This window comes from Luedemannella helvata (assembly GCF_039528415.1).
In the GTDB taxonomy this organism is placed as follows: domain Bacteria; phylum Actinomycetota; class Actinomycetes; order Mycobacteriales; family Micromonosporaceae; genus Luedemannella; species Luedemannella helvata.
In genome coordinates, this window is record NZ_BAAALS010000050.1 from 1 (window position 1) to 19,140 (window position 19,140).

15 protein-coding genes are annotated in these 19,140 nt (G+C 70.7%); 5 read left to right on the forward strand and 10 right to left on the reverse strand.

The features are described 5' to 3' along the window. From ABD191_RS27430 to ABD191_RS27445, 4 genes are all read right to left on the reverse strand, one after another. On the reverse strand, positions 1-652 hold a 652-nt coding region (locus tag ABD191_RS27430), incomplete at its 3' end, for an IS5 family transposase (protein ID WP_425560891.1). 586 nt (positions 653-1,238) lie between these two features. After that, positions 1,239-4,073 carry a vitamin B12-dependent ribonucleotide reductase gene (locus tag ABD191_RS27435; protein ID WP_344088384.1) on the reverse strand — a complete coding sequence of 945 codons (2,835 nt, stop codon included), beginning with the start codon at positions 4,071-4,073 and terminating at the stop codon, positions 1,239-1,241. A gap of 58 nt (positions 4,074-4,131) precedes the next feature. After that, positions 4,132-4,590 (reverse strand): transcriptional regulator NrdR, encoded by a 459-nt coding sequence (gene nrdR, locus ABD191_RS27440; RefSeq protein WP_344088387.1) that lies wholly within the window; start codon positions 4,588-4,590, stop codon positions 4,132-4,134. A 271-nt stretch (positions 4,591-4,861) separates the two neighbouring features. Continuing rightward, positions 4,862-5,164, reverse strand: a complete 303-nt coding sequence (locus tag ABD191_RS27445) for a LysM peptidoglycan-binding domain-containing protein (RefSeq protein WP_344088390.1) — start codon at positions 5,162-5,164, stop codon at positions 4,862-4,864. Positions 5,165-5,461: 297 nt separating this feature from the next. On the opposite strand from ABD191_RS27445, the gene lexA reads away from it, so the two are divergent. Beyond that, entirely contained in the window at positions 5,462-6,193 is a 732-nt protein-coding gene (gene lexA, locus ABD191_RS27450; RefSeq protein ID WP_425560892.1) for a transcriptional repressor LexA, read from the forward strand. A gap of 64 nt (positions 6,194-6,257) precedes the next feature. On the opposite strand, the gene ABD191_RS27455 is transcribed toward lexA, so the two are convergent. Next, positions 6,258-8,012: a hypothetical protein gene (locus tag ABD191_RS27455; protein ID WP_344088393.1), complete on the reverse strand. Its 1,755-nt coding sequence runs from the start codon at positions 8,010-8,012 to the stop codon at positions 6,258-6,260. Between the two features lie 104 nt (positions 8,013-8,116). Further along, the gene (gene hflX, locus ABD191_RS27460) at positions 8,117-9,541 is read right to left on the reverse strand and encodes a GTPase HflX (RefSeq protein WP_344088396.1); all 1,425 of its coding nucleotides are present in this window, start codon (positions 9,539-9,541) and stop codon (positions 8,117-8,119) included. A 69-nt stretch (positions 9,542-9,610) separates the two neighbouring features. Here hflX and ABD191_RS27465 point away from each other — a divergent pair, with 69 nt between their 5' ends. Next, positions 9,611-11,050 (forward strand): NAD-dependent malic enzyme, encoded by a 1,440-nt coding sequence (locus ABD191_RS27465; protein WP_344088400.1) that lies wholly within the window; start codon positions 9,611-9,613, stop codon positions 11,048-11,050. Positions 11,051-11,101: 51 nt separating this feature from the next. Here the strand turns inward: ABD191_RS27465 and dapF are convergent, their stop codons facing one another. The 4 genes from dapF to ABD191_RS27485 form a co-directional block, all read right to left on the reverse strand. After that, entirely contained in the window at positions 11,102-11,944 is an 843-nt protein-coding gene (gene dapF / locus ABD191_RS27470; RefSeq protein ID WP_344088424.1) for a diaminopimelate epimerase, read from the reverse strand. Positions 11,945-12,048: 104 nt separating this feature from the next. After that, positions 12,049-12,960, reverse strand: a complete 912-nt coding sequence (locus ABD191_RS27475; protein ID WP_344088403.1) for an endonuclease domain-containing protein — start codon at positions 12,958-12,960, stop codon at positions 12,049-12,051. 105 nt (positions 12,961-13,065) lie between these two features. Further along, positions 13,066-13,998 carry a tRNA (adenosine(37)-N6)-dimethylallyltransferase MiaA gene (miaA, locus tag ABD191_RS27480; RefSeq protein ID WP_344088406.1) on the reverse strand — a complete coding sequence of 311 codons (933 nt, stop codon included), beginning with the start codon at positions 13,996-13,998 and terminating at the stop codon, positions 13,066-13,068. Next, positions 13,995-14,744: a class III extradiol dioxygenase subunit B-like domain-containing protein gene (locus ABD191_RS27485; protein WP_344088409.1), complete on the reverse strand. Its 750-nt coding sequence runs from the start codon at positions 14,742-14,744 to the stop codon at positions 13,995-13,997. The genes miaA and ABD191_RS27485 overlap by 4 nt, the downstream gene beginning before the upstream one ends. Positions 14,745-14,973: 229 nt before the next feature. Between ABD191_RS27485 and ABD191_RS27490 the strand changes: the two genes are divergently transcribed. The 3 genes from ABD191_RS27490 to ABD191_RS27500 all read left to right on the forward strand — a co-directional run. Next, entirely contained in the window at positions 14,974-16,182 is a 1,209-nt protein-coding gene (locus ABD191_RS27490) for a DUF349 domain-containing protein (protein ID WP_344088412.1), read from the forward strand. A 215-nt stretch (positions 16,183-16,397) separates the two neighbouring features. After that, a complete protein-coding gene (locus ABD191_RS27495) occupies positions 16,398-18,119 on the forward strand; it encodes a cellulase family glycosylhydrolase (protein WP_344088415.1) in 1,722 nt (573 codons plus the stop codon). A 240-nt stretch (positions 18,120-18,359) separates the two neighbouring features. Beyond that, positions 18,360-19,140, forward strand: a 781-nt coding sequence (locus ABD191_RS27500) for a cellulose binding domain-containing protein (protein ID WP_344088418.1), incomplete at its 3' end; no start/stop codon positions are given.

The following is a 19,140-nucleotide window of genomic DNA, read 5'->3' on the forward strand; positions in this document are numbered from 1 at the left end:
CTCTCACCTCCACACGATCAATCAGCGCCTCACGGCGCACGCGCTCGACCACCCACCGGCGAGGGACGACCGCGAACCCTTTCTGACCAACAGGTTTACGCACAATCTGCAGCGTCGTGCGCAGGACCTGAGCAGCCCACTCCACGAGCCGGCCGGCGAAGCCTGCGTCGGCGAACACGAACCGGATCGGGCTGACCAGATACGCGTGCAGCAGCGCCGTCTTGGCCCCGTCACGGTCCTGGACACTGGCCGCCACCACGACGACCATCACGAGCAGACCCAGGGTGTCGGTGACGATGAACCGCTTCCTGCCGTTGATCTTCTTACCCGCGTCGTAACCGCGGCTGGCACGCGCGACGGTGTCGGCGGCCTTGACCGACTGCGAATCGATGAGTCCCGCCGACGGCTCGTCGTTGCGACCCTGCCCGCGACGGACCCGCCGACGCAACTCGCCGAGCATCCGCTCGGTCACGCCTTGCTTCTCCCACCGGGCGAAGTACCAGTACACCGTCTGCCACGGCGGGAAATCGGCCGGCAACTGCCGCCACGAGCAGCCGGTACGCACCACATACAAGATCGCGTTAACGATGTCGCGTCGCGGATGCTTCTCATACCGACCAGACAAGTTCGGCGCCGGCAGCAGCACCTCCACCAGCAACCACTGCGCGTCCGACAGATCCGAGGGGTAATGCCGAGGGCGTGTCACGCCCTGTTCATCGAACCAACCAGCCCGAACTATCGGACCCGCTGTGCGACCTTCTCAAACACGCTCTCACGTTGCATCCAACGCAACATCGTTGAGTCCGGTTACGGCGGGGCAGGCTGCCCTGGTTGTAGGACCTGGGCAGCCTGCGACTACTTGCGCTTCGACTTCGACGGCGTCTGCGAGAGCGCGCTAGCAGCGGCCGTCTTGTCCGCCTTCGACGACTTCGGGTTCGCAAGCACCCTGCCCGCAGCCGATGCCGCCTTTGAACCAGTCTGTCGACTGTTTCGAGCCATTTACACCACCTCCTCCGCAATTTGATCTGCGGCCCAAGATGTGGTGTCATGCAGGTTCCTACACCGAGCAGGGGACACCACGTCCTTGCCGCAGCGACCGCCCGTCCCCTACAGGATCGGGCGGTCGCTGGCTTACCGCCGGCTGTGGCTCAGCGACTCGCTCGCCACAACTCGCTTGCCGTAGCCGCCGTCTTCATAGACGGAATACGGCGTTGCAGCAGATGCAATTCGGCCCAATATCAGCTGCAGCCGCTGGTGGAGCCGCAGCCCTCGCAGACGTAGCAGCTGCCGGCGGGGCGCATCTTCGTGCCGCAGGTGAAGCAGAGCGGGGCGTCGGCCGCCTTGCCCTGCACCAGTTCCAGCAGTTCGGTCGAGCTGCCCGCCGTGCGGGACGGGCGGACCTCCGCGACCTCGGCGGCCGGCTTGTCCGCCTTGTCGCCCTTGCTCTCGATCGGGGCGCTCGCGGCGTACTCGACGAGGTCGAACTCCTCGCCCGCCGCCTCGGCGCGGGCCTGGGCGGCCCGCTCGGCGGAGGTGAAGATGCCCAGCTCGGCGCGGCGCTCGACCGGCAGGTAGTCCAGGGCGAGGCGGCGGAAGATGTAGTCCATCACCGAGGTCGCCATGCGCAGGTCCGGGTCGTCCGTCATGCCGGCCGGCTCGAAGCGCATGTTGGTGAACTTGGCGACGTACGTCTCCAGGGGTACCCCGTACTGCAGGCCGATGGAGATGGCCACCGAGAACGCGTCCATCACGCCGGCCAGGGTCGAACCCTGCTTGGACATCTTGAGGAAGACCTCGCCGAGGCCGTCGTCCGGGTACGACGACGCCGTCAGGTAACCCTCGGCACCCGCAACCGAGAACGACATGGTCTGGCTCGGGCGCTTCTTCGGCAGCCGCTTGCGCACCGGCCGGTACTCGATGACCTTCTCCGGTTCGGCGGCGGCAACCTCGTCGGCCTTCTTGCCGGGCTTGGCGTTCGACAGCGGCTGGCCGACCTTGCAGTTGTCGCGGTAGATCGCCAGCGCCTTGAGGCCGAGCTTCCAACCCTCGAAGTAGATCTTCTCGACGTCCTCGACGGTCGCCGACTCCGGCATGTTCACCGTCTTGGAGATGGCGCCGGACAGGAACGGCTGCGTGGCCGCCATCATCCGCACGTGGCCCATCGGCGCGATGGCCCGCTCGCCCATGGCGCAGTCGAACACCGGGTAGTGCTCGGTCTTGAGGCCCGGGGCGTCGACGACGTGGCCGTGCTCGGCGATGTACTCGACGATCGCCTCGACCTGCTCCTCGGGGTACCCGAGGTGGCGCAGCGCCTGCGGGACCGTGCGGTTGACGATCTGCATCGACCCGCCGCCGACCAGCTTCTTGAACTTCACGAGCGCCAGGTCGGGCTCGATGCCGGTCGTGTCGCAGTCCATCATCAGGCCGATCGTGCCGGTCGGCGCGAGGAGGCTGGCCTGAGCGTTGCGCCAGCCGTTGCGCTCGCCCAGCTTGTTGCCGCGCTGCCACTGGGCGGCGGCCTCCTTGGTGATTGCGGCAGCCACGGGGGTGGTCGGCTTGAGGTCGTCGCTCGCCGCGGCGTGCTTGCGCATGACGCGCTTGTGCGCGTCCGCGTTGCGGGCGTACCCGTCGTAGGCCCCGACGACGCCGGCCAGCTCGGCGGAGCGCCGGTACGCCGTGCCGGTCATCAGCGAGGTGATCGCGGCGGCGAGCACCCGGCCCTGCTCCGAGTCGTACGGCAGGCCGCTGGCCATGAGCAGGGCGCCCAGGTTGGCGTAGCCGATGCCGAGCTGGCGGTAGGCGCGGGTGCCCTCGCCGATCTTCTCGGTCGGGAAGTCGGCGAAGCAGATGGAGATGTCCATGGCCGTGATGACCAGCTCCACCGCCTTGACGAACTTCTCGACCTCGAAGCCGCCGTCCTCGGTGCGGAACTTCATGAGGTTCAGCGACGCCAAATTGCACGAAGAATTATCTAAAGACATGTATTCACTGCATGGGTTAGATGCGGTAATACGTCCGGTTTCGGGGTTGGTGTGCCAGTCGTTGATGGTGTCGTCGTACTGGATGCCCGGGTCGGCGCACTCCCACGCCGCCTGCGCCAGCTGGCGGAACAGGCTCTTCGCGTCGACCGTGTCGATGACCCGGCCGTCGAGGCGGCCCAGCAGCTCGAACGTGCCGCCGCTCTCGACGGCGCGCATGAACTCGCCGTTGACGCGTACGGAGTTGTTGGCGTTCTGGTACTGCACGGAGACGATGTCGTCGCCGCCGAGGTCCATGTCGAAGCCCGCGTCGCGCAGCGCGCGGATCTTGTTCTCTTCCTTGGCCTTCGTGGCGATGAACTCGGCGATGTCCGGGTGGTCGACGTCGAGGATGACCATCTTCGCGGCGCGCCGGGTGGCGCCGCCGGACTTGATGGTGCCGGCGCTCGCGTCGGCGCCGCGCATGAAGCTCACCGGGCCGGACGCGGTGCCGCCGGAGGAGAGCAGCTCCTTGGAGGCGCGGATGCGGCTCAGGTTGACCCCGGCGCCGGATCCGCCCTGGAAGATGAGCCCCTCCTCCTTGTACCAGTCGAGGATCGAGTCCATCGAGTCGTCGACCGACAGGATGAAGCAGGCGCTGACCTGCTGCTTGGACGAGGTGCCGACGTTGAACCAGACCGGCGAGTTGAAGCTGAACACCTGGTGCAGCAGCATCCAGGTCAGCTCGTGCTCGAACAGCTCGGCGTCGGCTCCGCTCGCGAAGTACCCGTGCTCCTCGCCGGCCCGCCGGTACGTCCCGACGACCCGGTCGATGAGCTGGCGCAGGCTCCACTCCCGCTCCGGGGTGCCCACCGCCCCCCGGAAGTACTTCGTCGTCACGATGTTCGCGGCGTTGACGCTCCAGAACTCCGGGAACTCGACGCCCCGCTGTTCGAAGTTGATCGACCCGTCCCGCCAGTTCGTCATGACGACGTCACGGCGCTCCCACGTGACCTCGTCGTACGGGTGTACCCCCTCGGTCGTCCACACCCGTTCGATCCGCAGCCCTGCCGGCGTGCGTCCACGGCCCTTCTCCGCCCCCACGGCGCGTGTCATCTGCCTTGCCCCCACATGTCTCCTGGCGGCGAGCGCCGCCGAGTTTTCCTTCTGCCAACTACCCTGCGGAACCGGGTTCCGCACGCAGAGACTTGATCTCCCGCTCGAAGTCGTCGAGCGACTCGAAAGCGCGGTAGACACTCGCGAAGCGCAGATAAGCGACCTCGTCGAGTTCGCGCAGCGGTCCCAGGATCGCCAGGCCCACCTCGTGACTCGGCACCTCGGCCGCGCCCCGGGCCCGGATCGTCTCCTCCACCCGCTGGGCCAGCAGCGCGATCGCGTCCTCGTCGACCGGGCGCCCCTGGCATGCCTTGCGGACGCCGGACATGATCTTCGCCCGGCTGAACGGTTCGGTGACCCCGCTGCGCTTGACCACGGCGAGCACCGCCTCCTCCACCGTGGTGAATCGCTTGCCGCACTCGGGGCACGAGCGGCGACGCCGGATCAGCGCGCCGTCGTCCGCCTCGCGGGAGTCGACCACGCGGGAGTCCGGGTGCCGGCAGTACGGGCAACGCATGACAAAGCACCCCATTTCCGCGCATGGCAACCCGCCGTTGTCGCCGCGTGCATCCGCGACGGCACCGGTAGTGCGAATGAGTTCACTACGTAGCCACCCATAACCTCTGGGTAGTGATGCGGAGCCGGTCATCCACAACCTGTGGGTAACTGACACCGATGTAACTACTACATCTAGGGGTCGACCGTACGCCTGTCGGCTACCGATCGGCAAGCTGAACCCGCGAAGTCAGGTGGGCGTGTCGCCACCTGCACGGAACATACCGCCTGAACTACCGCATAGCCGGTAGCCGCAACTCCTGTCCCGGATGCACCGTGTAGTCGTCGATGCCGTTCAGCTCGCGGATCGCGTTCACGGCGACCCAGGGATCGCGACCCGGCAGCTCGCGGGCGGCGATGCGCCACAGCGTGTCGCCCGGCCGCACGACCGCCATCGGCGCCTCGGCCACCGGCGGGGCGGCCTCCCCCGTCGTGGCGACCACGACCGCGCCGAGCGTCGTCGTCACCGCCATCAGAAAGACAAGGACGACGATGCGCCCGCGTCGCGTCAGCCGAAGACCTCCGGCGTGTCCCATGGGAACTCCCTCGCCAGGGTGGATCCGTACAGAAGTTCGATCGAACCCCCGTACGATGTTCTACCACCGGATCAAGGTCACGTCGAGCATCGCGGCACACATGTTCGACGCCACGCCGGCGACACGCCGGTCGAACAGCTGTTTGAAAATCGGGCACATCGGCGTTACGGTCAGAGTCCAGCACGATTGCGCTGCGGCGCGGCGCTTTCACTCGCCGCGCCATCAACAACAGTGGGTGGCCCTGTGGCCACGGCCGGAACCGGCGGCGGCGACGTCGCCAACCGAGGGAGGACGGACGTGTCAACCGTAGACCGGGAGCGGCAGTCGAAGCGGGGCGGTGCCACCCGCCGCGGCGACGACCTGCGTGCGGTGGAGGCGGTGTCCAACTCGAACCCGGAGACCTTCGCGCCCGACCTCACCGACCGCCAGCGGCGGATTCTGGAATACATGCGCGAGATCGTGAGCCAGCGGGGCTACCCGCCGACCGTGCGCGAGATCGGCGAGGCCGTCGGGCTCGTCTCCCCCTCCAGCGTCGCCTATCAACTGGGCGTGCTGGAGAAGAAGGGCTACCTGCGCAAGGACCCCAACCGCCCACGGGCGGTCGACGTCCGCACGCCCGTCCAGGTGATCGAGGACGACCTCCGCAACCGGCCCCGCCCGGCCTACGTGCCGCTCGTCGGCCGCATCGCCGCCGGTGGCCCGATCCTGGCCGAGCAGTCCATTGAGGACATCTTCCCGCTCCCCCGGGAACTGGTCGGCGAGGGCACCCTCTTCCTGCTCCAGGTCAAGGGCGACTCGATGCTCGACGCGGCGATCTGCGACGGCGACTGGGTCGTCGTGCGCCAGCAGCAGACCGCCGACGGCGGCGACATCGTGGCCGCCATGCTCGACGGCGAGGCGACCGTGAAGACGTTCCGCCGCCGCGACGGCCACGTGTGGCTCATGCCCCAGAACCCCGCGTTCGAGCCGATCCTCGGCGACGAGGCGGCCATCCTCGGCAAGGTGGTCGCGGTCCTACGCCGCATCTGAGACACGACGTGACGATGGGGCGCCCACCGGTAACCGGCGGGCGCCCCATCGTCTGAGCTGGTGATCAGCGGCGGCGCGGGTCGTACTGCTGGTCGTAGCCGTCGTACTCGCCGTACTGCTGCTGCCCGGGCTGCCCGCCGTACTGGTTGTCGTAGCCCGGCTGCGCCCCGTACTGGCCGTTGTCGTAGCCCTGCTCGTACCCCTGGGCCCCGTACTGCTGACCGCCGTACTGTTGCCCGCCGTACTGGTTGTCGTAGCCCTGCTGGCCGTAGCCCTGAGCCTGGTCGTAACCACCCTGGTCGTAGCCCGCCTGGGCGCCGTAGGCGGGCTGCTGGCCGCCGTAGGCCTGACCGCCGTCCTGGTAGCCCTGGTCGTAGCCGTAGCCCTGCTGATAGCCCTGCTCGTACCCCTGGGCCCCGTAGCCCTGCTGGTCGTAGCCCTGCTGGCCGTACGCCTGGGCGTCGTAACCGCCCTGGGCGTCGTAGCCCTGCTGGTCGTACCCGCCCGCCGCGCCGTACGCCGCACCCCGCTGCCCGGCGCCCGCCGTCGCCGGCGCGTACGGATCGAAGTCGTCGTACCCCTCGCTGTAGCGGGCGTCGCGCGGCTGCGGCGGCACGCCGTACTCCCCGCCGCCCCGGCGGTCGCGGGGGTCGTCGTACGCGTCGTCGTAGTCGTCGTACGCCTCTTCCTCCTCCTCGCGCCGGCGGCGGCGGGCGCGGCGGATGCCGACGATGCCCGCGATGGCCAGCGCCAGGCCCACGGCGCCGACGGCCGCGGCGATGCGGGTGAGGTCGGAGGGCGACAACCGGTCGAACCAGCTCAGCGACGCGCCCGGCGACCGCAGCCCGCCACCCGCGTTGTCCCCGCTCGGCTCGGGCGCCTTCGGCACGTACGGGGTGTAGGAGAGGATCTTCGGCGAGGCGTCGGAGTCGGGTTCGATGTTGGAAACGGTGTAGAAGAGCTTGCCGTCCGCGCTGTAGGTGATCGCCTCGCCCTGCGGCTCGTTCGGCAGGGGCGTGATCCGCGGCGTGCCCTCCGTGATCGCCTTGACGACGTCGCCGTCAGTGACATCGAACTCGTACGCGTCCGCGTAGGTGCGGACGACCACCTTCGAGCCGTCGGGCGACCTCGCGGCGCCGGTGACCTGGTTGCCCAGGATCGCGAGCGGGTTCTCGGTTTCGGTCTTGGCGGGCTTGAACTCGCCGACCTTCTCCAGCGGGACGCCGGTCGTGCTGTTGGCGACCAGCTTCTTGGACGGCTTGTACAGCTTTGACGTCGAGCCTTCCTTCGTCAGCACGATCGGCGTGTCGTCGCCGTCGAGCAGCAGGGCCTGCGCGTCCGGCTTGCCGTCCGGGTACGTCATCCGGTAGATCGTCGCGGCGCTGCTCCGGTTGGCCGGCACCTTCCACACGGCGATCGTCGGCCGGTTCTTGCTGTCACCGAAGTCGGCGATCCATGCCGTCTTGCCGTCCTTGCCCAGGACGAGGTCCTGCGGGTCGCGCCGTGGCGCGCTGTTGGTGAAGGTGCTCGTCGTCTTGCACTTCTTGTCCAGCGTCACGAGGGACACGGTGTCGCTGTAACCCTGCGTGACCACCAGGAAGCCCGACGACGTGGCGGCCAGGCCGGTGATGCTCTTGAGATTGGCGTCGTTGATCGTGCAGACGCTCTTGCCCGCCTTCGCCTCGCCGATGATGAGGTCGTCGGCGCCCGCCGAGGGCGTCGGCTCGGCGGCCGAGGCGACCGCGGCCGGGCCGACCGCCAGAGCGGCGGCGAGGAGGAAAGCGGAGGCCACGTGGTGGGGGGACAAGGCACGTCGCATCGCATCAGTCTGGCAGAGCCGCGCCCGTGCTGCTGCCTCGGATCTGGCCGCGCGGGCGGTCGTGAGAGAAATCTTACGAATGTCAACGATCCGCAGGTGGCGGTTCACACGGACGTTGCCACGAACGGCGCCAGCTCGGCCGCCAGGCCCTCGTCCACCCGCGCCCGCACGGCCGTGCCCTCGGCCGTGTGCGCGGAGTGCAGCACCTCGCCGCGCTCGTGCAGCCGCGCCACGAGGTCTCCCCGGTCGTAGGGGACGACGGCCTCCAGTTCGATGGCCGGGCGGGGCAGGCGGGCGTCCACGGCCGCGCGCAGCTCCGCGAGGCCGACGCCGGAGTGCGCCGACACGAACACGGCGTCCGGCCAGGTGCGCTTGAGGCGCAGGAGGGTCTCCTCGCTCGCCGCGTCCACCTTGTTGATCACCAGAAGCTCGTTGAGCCGCTCGGCGCCCACCTCGGCGAGCACCTCGTGCACCGCCCGGACCTGCTCCTCCGGGTCCGGATGAGAGCCGTCGACCACGTGGACGACCAGGTCGGCCTCGGCGACCTCCTCCAACGTCGAGCGGAACGCCTCGACGATGTGGTGCGGCAGGTGGCGGACGAAGCCCACCGTGTCCGACAGCGTGTAGATGCGCCCGTCGGCCGTGCGCGCCTGCCGGACGGTCGGGTCGAGCGTGGCGAACAGCGCGTCCTCCACGAGAACGCCCGCGCCGGTGAGCCGGTTGAGGATGCTGGACTTGCCCGCGTTGGTGTAGCCGGCGATCGCCACGGCCGGTACGGCGTTGCGGCGGCGGCCGGCCCGCTTCGTGTCGCGGATCGTGCGCATCGCGGCGATCTCGCGCTTGAGCTTCGAGATGCGGGCCCGGATGCGGCGCCGGTCGGTCTCGATCTTGGTCTCACCCGGGCCACGGGTGCCCACGCCGCCGCCCGCGCCGCCGCCACGGCCGGAACCGCCGGCCTGGCGGGACAGCGCCTCGCCCCAGCCGCGCAGGCGGGGCAGGAAGTACTGCAACTGGGCCAGCTCGACCTGCGCCTTGCCCTCCTTGCTCTTCGCGTGCTGGGCGAAGATGTCCAGGATCAGGGCGGTCCGGTCGATGACCTTCACCTTTATCCGGCTTTCCAGCGTGCGCAGCTGGCTGGGCGACAGCTCACCGTCGCAGATCACGGTGTCCGCCCCGGAGGAGAGCACCACCGAGACCAGCTCGTCGACCTTGCCCCGGCCGATGTAGGTCGAGGGGTCGGGGCGGGTGCGCCGCTGGATGAGCCCCTCGAGCACCTGCGAGCCGGCCGTCTCGGCCAGCGCCGCGAGCTCCGTCAGGGAGTTCTCCGCGTCGGTGACCGTGCCCTCGGTCCACACGCCGACCAGGACGACGCGCTCCAGGCGCAGCTGCCGGTACTCGACCTCGGTGACGTCCACCAGCTCGGTGGACAGGCCGGCGACGCGGCGCAGCGCGTTGCGCTCTTCGAGGTCGTATTCACCCGTGGTCGCCGGGGACTCGTCGAACTCCGGTACCAGTTCTTTTTTAGCCATCCCATCGATCGTGCCACGTCGGGGGACGTCGGTGCACCCCAGTTACGACCGGCGCGGCACAATGCCAGCGTGACCAACCGTCTGCCCAGCGCCGGGTTCTCCATCACTGTCCGCGTGGCCGTCACGGCCGACGCCTCGGCCATCGGCCGCCTCACCACCTGCGTGGGCACCGCCGGGGCGATCGTCACCGCCCTCGACGTGGTCGACTCCGACCACACCAGGATCATCGCCGACCTCACCTGCGACACGGCGGACGCGGCGCACGCGGCAGCGGTCTCCGCGGCCCTGGAGGAGCTGCCCGGGGTCGAGGTCCGCAAGGTGAGCGACCGGACGTTCCTGCTCCACCTCGGCGGCAAGATCGAGGTCACCCCGAAGATCGCCCTGCGCACCCGCGACGAGCTGTCCCGCGCGTACACCCCGGGCGTCGCCCGGGTCTGCCTGGCCATCGCGGAGAACCCCGACGACGCCCGCCGGCTGACCATCAAGCGCAACACGGTCGCCGTGGTCACCGACGGCAGCGCCGTGCTCGGCCTGGGCAACATCGGCCCGGCCGCCGCGCTGCCGGTCATGGAGGGCAAGGCCGCACTGTTCAAGCGCTTCGGCGGGGTCGACGCGTGGCCGGTCGTGCTCGACACGCAGGACACGGACGAGATCGTCCGGATCGTCCAGGCCATCGCCCCCGCGTATGGCGGCATCAACCTGGAGGACATCGCGGCGCCGCGCTGCTTCGAGATCGAGGAGCGGCTGCGCGGCCTGCTCGACATCCCGGTCTTCCACGACGACCAGCACGGCACCGCGATCTGCGTGCTGGCCGCCCTCACGAACGCGCTGCGGGTCGTGGGCAAGGACATCACCGATGTACGGGTCGTGGTGAGCGGCGCCGGCGCGGCCGGCACGGCGATCATGAAGCTGCTGCTGCGCCAGGGGGTGGGCGACGTCATCGCGTACGACCGGGCCGGCGCCCTGCACCGCGGCATGACCGGGCTGAGCCCGGCGTGGCAGTGGCTGGTGGACAACACGAACGCCGGGAACTACTCCGGCGACCTGGCCGGCGCGATCCGGGGCGCGGACGTGTTCATCGGGGTGAGCGCCCCCAACCTGCTCACCGGCGCCGACATCGCCGGCATGGCCAAGGACGCCATCGTCTTCGCCCTGGCCAACCCGGACCCGGAGGTGGACCCCCGGGAGGCCCGCGAGCACGCGGCCATCGTCGCGACCGGCCGCTCCGACCAGCCCAACCAGATCAACAACGTACTGGCGTTCCCGGGCGTGTTCCGCGGCATGCTGGACGCGGGAGCGCGCGAGTTCACCCCCGACATGGCCCTGGCCGCCGCCCAGGCGATCGCCGACGTGGTCGGCGAGGAGAAGATCAACGCCAGCGTCATCGTGCCGAGCGTGTTCGACGCCCGGGTGGCCCCGGCGGTCGCCGCCGCCGTCCGGGCGGCCGCCAAGGACGTCGCCCGCGTCAACCCGCTCGGCGCCGACCCGGACCCGGCCGAGTCCGCCTAGTCCGCTGGCACGGGACCGCGCCGCCACTGGGCCTCCGCCAGCGGCGGCGCCTCAGGACAGCCGGAGGCGGCTCAGGTTGATCTCGCCGCTCGCCACGAGGACGGCCGGGCCGGTCAGCACGCACCGGTCGGGGGTGAGCGTGACGGTCACCCGGCCCCCGGGCACGTCGATCGCCACGACGCCAGCCTCGCGCGGCTGCGTGCCCAGCGCGCCGGTGAGCGCCACCGCGGCCACGGCGCACGCGCCCGAACCGCACGACAGCGTCTCGCCCGAGCCGCGCTCGATCACCCGCATGGCGACGTGCAGGTCCGCGCCGTCCACGGGCGCCTCGTTGGTCACGAACTCCACGTTCGCCGACTCGGGGAAGGCTGCCGGATCGAGATCCGCGACGGCCGCGAGGTCCAGCGACGCCAGGTCGGGCACCGGGCACACCAGGTTGGGATTGCCGCAGGTTGCCGCCACGCCATCGAACGTGACGCCGCCCACGTCCGCTTTGGCCGGGCCGCCGACCACCGGGACGGGCATCGCCACGGCGACGTCGTCACCCACCTCGGCGACGACCACCCCGGCACGGGTCAGCACCGCGACCGTGGGCCCGTCGGCGAGCCCGGCCTCCACCAGGTACCGGGCGTACACCCGGGTGCCGTTGCCGCACATGGCGGCCAGCGACCCGTCCGAGTTCCAGTAGTCCATGAACCACTCGGCCTCACCGGCGAGGTGCGCCACCTCGGGATGCGCCGCCGTCCGCACGACGCGCAGGACCCCGTCGCCGCCGACCCCGAACCGCCGGTCGCACAGCGCGGCGACCAGCCCGGGCGTCAGCGCCAACGACCCGTCCGGGTCGGGCAGCACGACGAAGTCGTTCCCGGTGCCGTGCCCTTTGACAAAGCTCAGTGTGCCGTCCATCGCCACCATCATGACTCACCCCGCTCCACTGGATCTTCGGGCCTACCGGTCGCCAGGGCGACCACTTCCCCCGAAGATCCAGAAGTAACTGATCATCCGGGCCAGCCGGCCGCCCGCAGGGCGTCCCGGATCCGGGCGACCACGACGTCCGGTCGGTCCCTGACCATCCAGGCCGGGAACCGCAGGACCCGCTCGCCGCGTTGCCACAGCGCGTTCTGGCGGTCCATGTCCGCCCAGGCCTGTAACGGGTCGTCGTGGTGGGCGCCATCGACCTCCAGATGAAGGCCGTACTCGGGGTAGTAGCCGTCGAGGTAACGCACCTTGCCCCCGGCGTCGCGGCGGCGCAGCTGCAGCTTGGGCTCGGGCAGTCCCGCACGCCGGATCGCGGCGAGAAGATCCAGCTCACCCACCGAGGTGGCACCCCCGGCGGCGTCGCGGGCCGTGGCGGCCGTCAACCGACGACGGCGGGCACGGGGCGCCCTGGCCAGGGCGTCGAGCACGTCGTCGTGGCGGACGAGGCGCTGCTGGTAACAGGCCGCGACGATGCCGCGCGCCTCGAGGTCGGTACGCGCCCAGGCCGCCGCGTCAACGAGCGACCTGGGCGCGCGCGTCCGCGGTGGCCGGGCGACCGGGTGGATGTCGCGCGGCAGCAGGGTGGTCGTCTGGCGGACGGTGACGCCGGCCGGCGGTGCGCGATGATCGCGATTCGTCGGCAGGACCACCCACACAGTGGGCGCCTCGAAGCCGCGTAGCCCATGGGCGATCAACGCGGTGAGTCCGGCGATCGGGGCGGGTTCGTCGGGTCCGGCCGCCAAGGACGCGACCCATAGTCGCTGTCGCTCGGTGAGTGCGCCGTTGTGGGCGACCAGCACGTTGCGATGAGCCCGCTGCCAGCGCCCACTTCGTACCCGGGCGCGAAGCGCGGAACGGCTGAGGAACCACAGTGCCTGCCGGACGCTCAGGACCCCGTCCTGACGGTCCAGCAGTTCGTCCAGTCCACCCACCCCACGAGTCTCGGCACCCCCGCACCGCCGCGTTACCCCCTGTGGATAACCACCACTGGATCTTCGGGCCTACCGGTCGCCATGGCGACCACTTCGCCCGAAGATTCACTGAAGAGATCGGCGCCACTGCGCGACGGCGGCCCGGGCGGTGTCGAGGGTGTCGGAGGCGGCGGCGTCCAGCCACCGGATGCGGGGGTCACGCCGGAACCAGGAGCGCTGGCGGCGCACGAAGCGGCGGGTGGCGCGGATCGTGTCGGCCGCCGCCGTCGCCTCGTCGCAGTCGCCGTCGAGGTACGCGAGGACCTGCTGGTAGCCCAGCGCGCGGCTGGCCGTGCGACCCTCGCGCAGGCCCCGGACGATGAGCCGTTCCACCTCGGCGACCAGGCCCTCGCGCCACATGAGCTCGACGCGCTGGGCCACCCGCGCGTCCAGCTCGACCGGGTCGCGGTCGACGCCGAGTTGCAGCGCGGGGTGGTACGGCCGCTCCCCGGGAAGCTCGGCCGTGAAAGGGCTGCCGGTCAGCTCGATGACCTCCAGGGCCCGCACGATGCGCCGCCCGTTGGACGGCAGGATCCTGGCGGCCGCCCCGGGGTCGCGCGCCGCCAGCCGCGCGTGCAGGACGCCCGGCCCGACCTCGGCCAGCTCCGCTTCCAGCGCGGCACGCAGGTCGGGATCCGTGCCGGGAAAGGAGAAGTCGTCGAGGACGGCCCGCACGTACAGCCCGGACCCGCCGACCAGCAGGGGCACCCTGCCCCGGGCGGCGATGTCGGCAATCGCGGCCCGCGCCTCGGCCTGGTATTCGGCGACGCTGGCCGGCTCGGTGACCTGCCAGAGGTCGAAGACGTGATGCGGCACGCCGCGCCGGTCCGCGACGCGTAGCTTGGCCGTGCCGATGTCCATGCCCTCGTAGAGCTGCATGGAGTCGGCGTTGACGACCTCGCCGCCCAGCGCCTCGGCGAGGTCGAGGCTCAGCGCCGTCTTGCCGGTGGCCGTGGGTCCGATGATCGCCACGACCGGCGCGGGCTCACCGCCGCTCACGCGGACCGCCAGGTGGCCACGAAGTACGCGACGCCGTACGGGGCCTCGTGGGCGAGCAGCTCGCCGCGCCACGAGCCGTCGGCCGGCCCAGCACCGACGTCCGCCACCCCGCCGCTGTCCAGCGTGGCGTTGGCCAGCACCTGCCAGGGTGCCCGCCCCGCGACCAGCAGTTCGGCGGCCGTGACCGGGTCCAGGGCCAGCAGGGCACCGGTGTCGACATCGGCGAGCGCGCGGGCCACGGCGGTGTCGAATCCTTCGGCGCGCGGATCGGCGTACCCGGGGGATTTCTCGCCGCGACAGGCTGAGCCGTCGCCCATCACCAGGAGCCCCCACGAATCCGGCGCGCGCAGGGCGCGGGCGAGAGCCGCGCACTCGGCCGGCGAGGCGTCGGCCGCGACCGTGCGGAATTCGATCTCCACCGGGCGGCCGGGATGAAAGTATCGGTCCAGCAGCCACGCGGCGACCGTCAGGCTCAGCGGCAGGCGCGGGGGCGCCTCACCGGTGCCGGGGCGTACCCGCAGGGGCACGCCCCACGGCTCGAAGGTGGCCGCGCAGGTGGCGTCGAAGGCGGCTGTCCGGTCTCCCCCGCCGAGCACGACGAGCCGGTCGAGGGCCGCATCGGCCAAGGTAGCGACCGCAGTGCCGCACGCCGCGCGCAGCGCGTCGAGTTCGCCGGCGGCGCCGGCGGCGACCTCCGGAACAAGCACGGGGGGATGCGGGCAGAGGGCGGCGGCGACCAGTGGCACGGGCCAACCGTAACGGCGTTCGGGCAGTTGGGAGCGCTCCCACCCGCACAGAAGGTCACGGTTCGGTCGCAGGAGTACCGTGGCCGCTCGACGTGTCCCCCCAACCCCCTGTGACAATGCCTGGGAGGACATGCTGATGTCGTCATGCCGCGCCCTGCGCGGCGGCTGCGCACTGGCGGCGATAGTCGGGCCGCCCGGCCCGACGCGCCGGGAACACGAGGATGGGCACATGAGCGACTGGACGGCCTTCGGTCGGGTCGACGAGGACGGCACCGTGTACGTCAAGACGTCCGCGGGCGAGCGGGCCGTCGGGTCATGGCAGGCGGGCACTCCTGAGGAGGGCCTCGCGCACTTCGCGCGCCGCTTCGCAGACCTCGTCACGGAAGTCGACCTCATCGAGGCCCGGCTGGCCAGCGGGGCGGCCGACGCCGGCCACTCGCTCACGTCACTTCGGCGCCTGCGCGGCTCCCTCGACGAGGCGCACGTCGTCGGCGACATCGACGGGCTCGGTGCCCGGCTCGACAAGCTGATGTCCGTGGCCGAGGAGAAGGCCAACGAGGCCCGCGCCGCCCGCGACGCCGCCCGCGTCCAGGCGCTGGCCGACAAGACCGCGCTGGTCGAGGAGGCCGAGAAGATCGCCGCCGAGTCGACGCAGTGGAAGTCGTCGGGCGACCGGATGCGCCAGATCCTCGACGAGTGGAAGCTCATCAAGGGCGTGGACAAGAAGTCGGACGGCGAGCTGTGGAAGCGCTACGCCGCCGCGCGCGACTCCTTCACCCGCCGCCGCGGTGCCCACTTCGCGAGCCTCGACGCGCAGCGCAAGCAGGCCACCGGCCAGAAGGAGCAGCTCGTCGAGGAGGCCGAGTCGCTGGCCGCCTCGACCGACTGGGCCGCGACCGCCAACCGCCTCAAGGAGCTCATGGCCGAATGGAAGGCGGCGCCGCGGGCCAGCAAGGAGGTGGAGCAGCGCCTCTGGGAGCGGTTCCGCGCCGCGCAGGACGCCTTCTTCACCCACCGCAGCGAGGTCTTCTCCGCCCGCGACAACGAGCAGCGGGCGGCGCTGGAGCGCCGGCAGGAGCTGCTCGCCCAGGCGGAGGCCATCGACGTCGACGCGGACCCGCGCGCCGCGCAGGCACAGCTGCGCGAGATCCAGGGCCTGTGGCACGACACCGGGCGGGTGCCGCGCGACGCCGCGGCCGGGCTCGACCGGCGGCTGCGGGCCGTGGACGACAAGGTCCGCAACGCGATGGAGTCGGCCTGGCGACGCACCACGCCGGAGTCCAGCCCGCTGCTGGCGCAGATGCGCGAACAGGTGGCCGAGGCCGAGGCGCGCCTGGCCCGGGCGCAGGCGGCCGGCGACGCCAAGCGCATCCGCGAGGCGCAGGCCGCGCTGGACCAGAAGCGGCAGTTCCTCAAGCTGGCCGAACACAGCGGCTGAGCTGCGTTGAGCAGGTAAGTTTCACATCTCCCATTGACCTGCATGGCACCCGCCATGCAGGTCAATGCGTTATGTCCCGCCCAACACCCGGGACAACGGCGATGTTGCGCGTTGACGCCCGCGACGACCAGCCAAAAGATGACGGTCAGCCCCCTCGTGCCCTGTCCAGGGCACCCGTCCGGGCCCGTCCACATACCCATGCTGAAGGGTTCCCCATGGCCATACACCTCAGGCCCGGCAGCCGCCGCAAGCGGTGGATCGCCGGGGCGAGCGCGCTCACCGCGGTCGCCACCGCCGCCGGTGCCACGCTGATCGCCTTGACCGTCGGGGCCGCACCGGCCTCCGCGGCCGCTGCCGGCACCGGCGTCGGCTACCTGCGCACCAGCGGCAACAAGATCGTCGACAGCACCGGCGCCACGGTCCGCCTGACCGGCATCAACTGGTTCGGCATGGAGACCGACAACAAGACCTTCCACGGCCTGTGGGCCAACGCCACGTGGAAGCAGCAGATCGACAAGATGGCCTCGCTCGGCTACAACACCCTGCGGATCCCGTTCTCGAACGACTCCGCCAAGGACGGCGTGACCGCGACGAGCGTCAACACGTTCAGCAACCCCGACCTCGTGGGCCTGACCTCGATGCAGATCCTCGACAAGGTCATCGACTACCTGGGCCAGAAGGGCATGCGGGCGATCCTCGACCGCCACCGCCCGACCTCGGCCGGGCAGAGCGCGCTGTGGTACACCGCAGGCGTCTCCGAGACGACCTGGATCAACGACTGGAAGTGGCTGGCGCAGCGCTACGCCGGCAACACCACCGTGATCGGCGCCGACCTGCACAACGAGCCGCACGCGGACGGCACGAACCCGAACGCGACCGGCGCCTGCTGGGGCTGCGGCGACCCGGCCCGCGACTGGCGGCTGGCCGCCGAGCGGGCCGGCAACGCGATCCTCGGGGTGAACCCGAACTGGCTCATCTTCGTCGAGGGCGTCAGCTGCCCCAGCGGCGGCCTGTCGAACACCTGGGACAACGACACCAGTAACGACGAGGACTGCGGCTGGTGGGGCGGCAACCTGACCAAGGCCGGCGAGTTCCCGGTACGGCTGAACGTGGCCAACCGCCTCGTCTACTCCCCGCACGAGTACGCCACCTCGGTGTTCCACCAGAAGTGGTTCGACGCGCCGGACTACCCGGCCAACATGCCGGCCATCTGGGACAAGTACTGGGGCTACCTCTACAAGCAGAACATCGCCCCGATCATGGTCGGCGAGTTCGGCACCACGATGCAGGCCGCGGTCGACAAGGTCTGGCTCACCGAGCTGATGAAGTACCTGGGTACGGGGGCCGACGGCATGTCGTTCACGTACTGGTCGTGGAACCCGAACTCCGGTGACACCGGCGGCATCGCGCTCGACGACTGGATCAGCATCAACACGGAGAAGCAGGCGATCATCCAGCCGTACCTGATCGCGCCCGTGCCGGGCGGCTCGACCGCCGGCCCGACCACCCTTCCCCCGACCAGCTCGGTCGTGACGAGCCGGCCGCCGACCAGCTCGGTCGTCACGAGCCGGCCGCCGACCAGCTCGGTCGTGACCAGCCGGCCGCCGACCAGTTCCGTGGTCACCAGCCGGCCGCCGACCAGCGGCCCGGCCGGCGCCTGCTCCGCCACGGTGAAGGCGACCAGCACCTGGCAGGGCGGCTGGCAGGGCGAGATCACGGTCACGGCCGGCAGCGCCGCGATCAACGGCTGGACGGTGACCGGCGCCATCAGCGGCATCACCCAGCTGTGGAACGGCACGCTCACCACGAGCGGCTCGAACATCACGGTGAAGAACCTGAGCTGGAACGGCTCGCTCGCCGCGGGCGGCACGGCCACCTTCGGGTTCCTCGCGAACAGCACGGCGTCCACGCCGGCGCTCACCTGCACCAGCCCGTGATCTGATCCCGCACGGCAGCGGCCGTCGTCCCCTCGGGACGGCGGCCGCTTCATATTGCTGCTGGTGATTGACCAAAAAGTGTTACGGAGATCAATGGTTGTATACGGAAAACGCTTACCATACGATGGCCGACGAGAGCGATCCCCGTCCGCGGCCGGGCAGCCGCGGACCTCAGCGCCGCCGTCCCCCACGGCGCATCCGACCGACAACGCACGTCCCCCACGTGAAGGCGGAACCACCATGTTGACCAAACGGCGGCGCTTCGCGCTGCTCGCTGCCGGCTCGGCCGTCATCCTCGCCGGCACCCTCCTCACCGCGACCCAGGCGCAGGCCGCCACCGGCTGCCGGGTCAGCTACGCCGTGGCCAGCCAGTGGCCCGGCGGCTTCAGCGCCAACGTCACGCTGACCAACATCGGCGACCCGGTGACCAGCTGGACGCTCACCTGGAGCTTCGGCGCCGGGCAGACCGTCACCCAGGCCTGGAGCGCCAACGTGACCCAGAGCGGGTCGACCGTCACCGCGACGAATGTCGACTACAACGGCGCCATCCCCACCAACGGCACGGCGTCGTTCGGCTTCAACGGCTCGTGGAACAACTCCAGCAACCCCGTGCCGAGCAACTTCGCCATGAACGGCGTGGCCTGCACCGGGTCCACCACCAACCCGACCACCGGCGGCGCGGGCACCAGCCAGGTCCCGCCCACGAGTCAGGCCCCGGCCACCACGCGGGCCCCGGCGACCTCGGCGGCCACGACGACGCGGGCACCGGTGACCACCGGCGCGCCGGTCACCACGGGCAGCACGAACACGACCGGCCTGGTGGGTTGGGCGACGCAGAACGGCGGCACGACGGGTGGGGGTAGTGCGGGGGTCACGACCGTCACGTCCGCCTCGGCGTTGACCTCGGCGTTGGGCTCGACGAACGCGGCCGTGATCCGGGTGTCGGGCACGATCTCCTGCTCGGGGATGCTGCGGGTGCGGTCGAACAAGACGATCATCGGGAACTCCGGTGCGACGATCG

Bases quoted from the DNA above. Each gene is read 5' to 3' on its own strand.
- ABD191_RS27435 (WP_344088384.1), bottom strand. From the start codon at position 4,073: ATGACACGCGCCGTGGGGGCGGAGAAGGGCCGTGGACGCACGCCGGCA.
- nrdR (WP_344088387.1), bottom strand. From the start codon at position 4,590: ATGCGTTGCCCGTACTGCCGGCACCCGGACTCCCGCGTGGTCGACTCC.
- ABD191_RS27445 (WP_344088390.1), bottom strand. From the start codon at position 5,164: ATGGGACACGCCGGAGGTCTTCGGCTGACGCGACGCGGGCGCATCGTC.
- ABD191_RS27455 (WP_344088393.1), bottom strand. From the start codon at position 8,012: ATGCGACGTGCCTTGTCCCCCCACCACGTGGCCTCCGCTTTCCTCCTC.
- hflX (WP_344088396.1), bottom strand. From the start codon at position 9,541: ATGGCTAAAAAAGAACTGGTACCGGAGTTCGACGAGTCCCCGGCGACC.
- ABD191_RS27490 (WP_344088412.1), top strand. From the start codon at position 14,974: ATGAGCGACTGGACGGCCTTCGGTCGGGTCGACGAGGACGGCACCGTG.
- ABD191_RS27495 (WP_344088415.1), top strand. From the start codon at position 16,398: ATGGCCATACACCTCAGGCCCGGCAGCCGCCGCAAGCGGTGGATCGCC.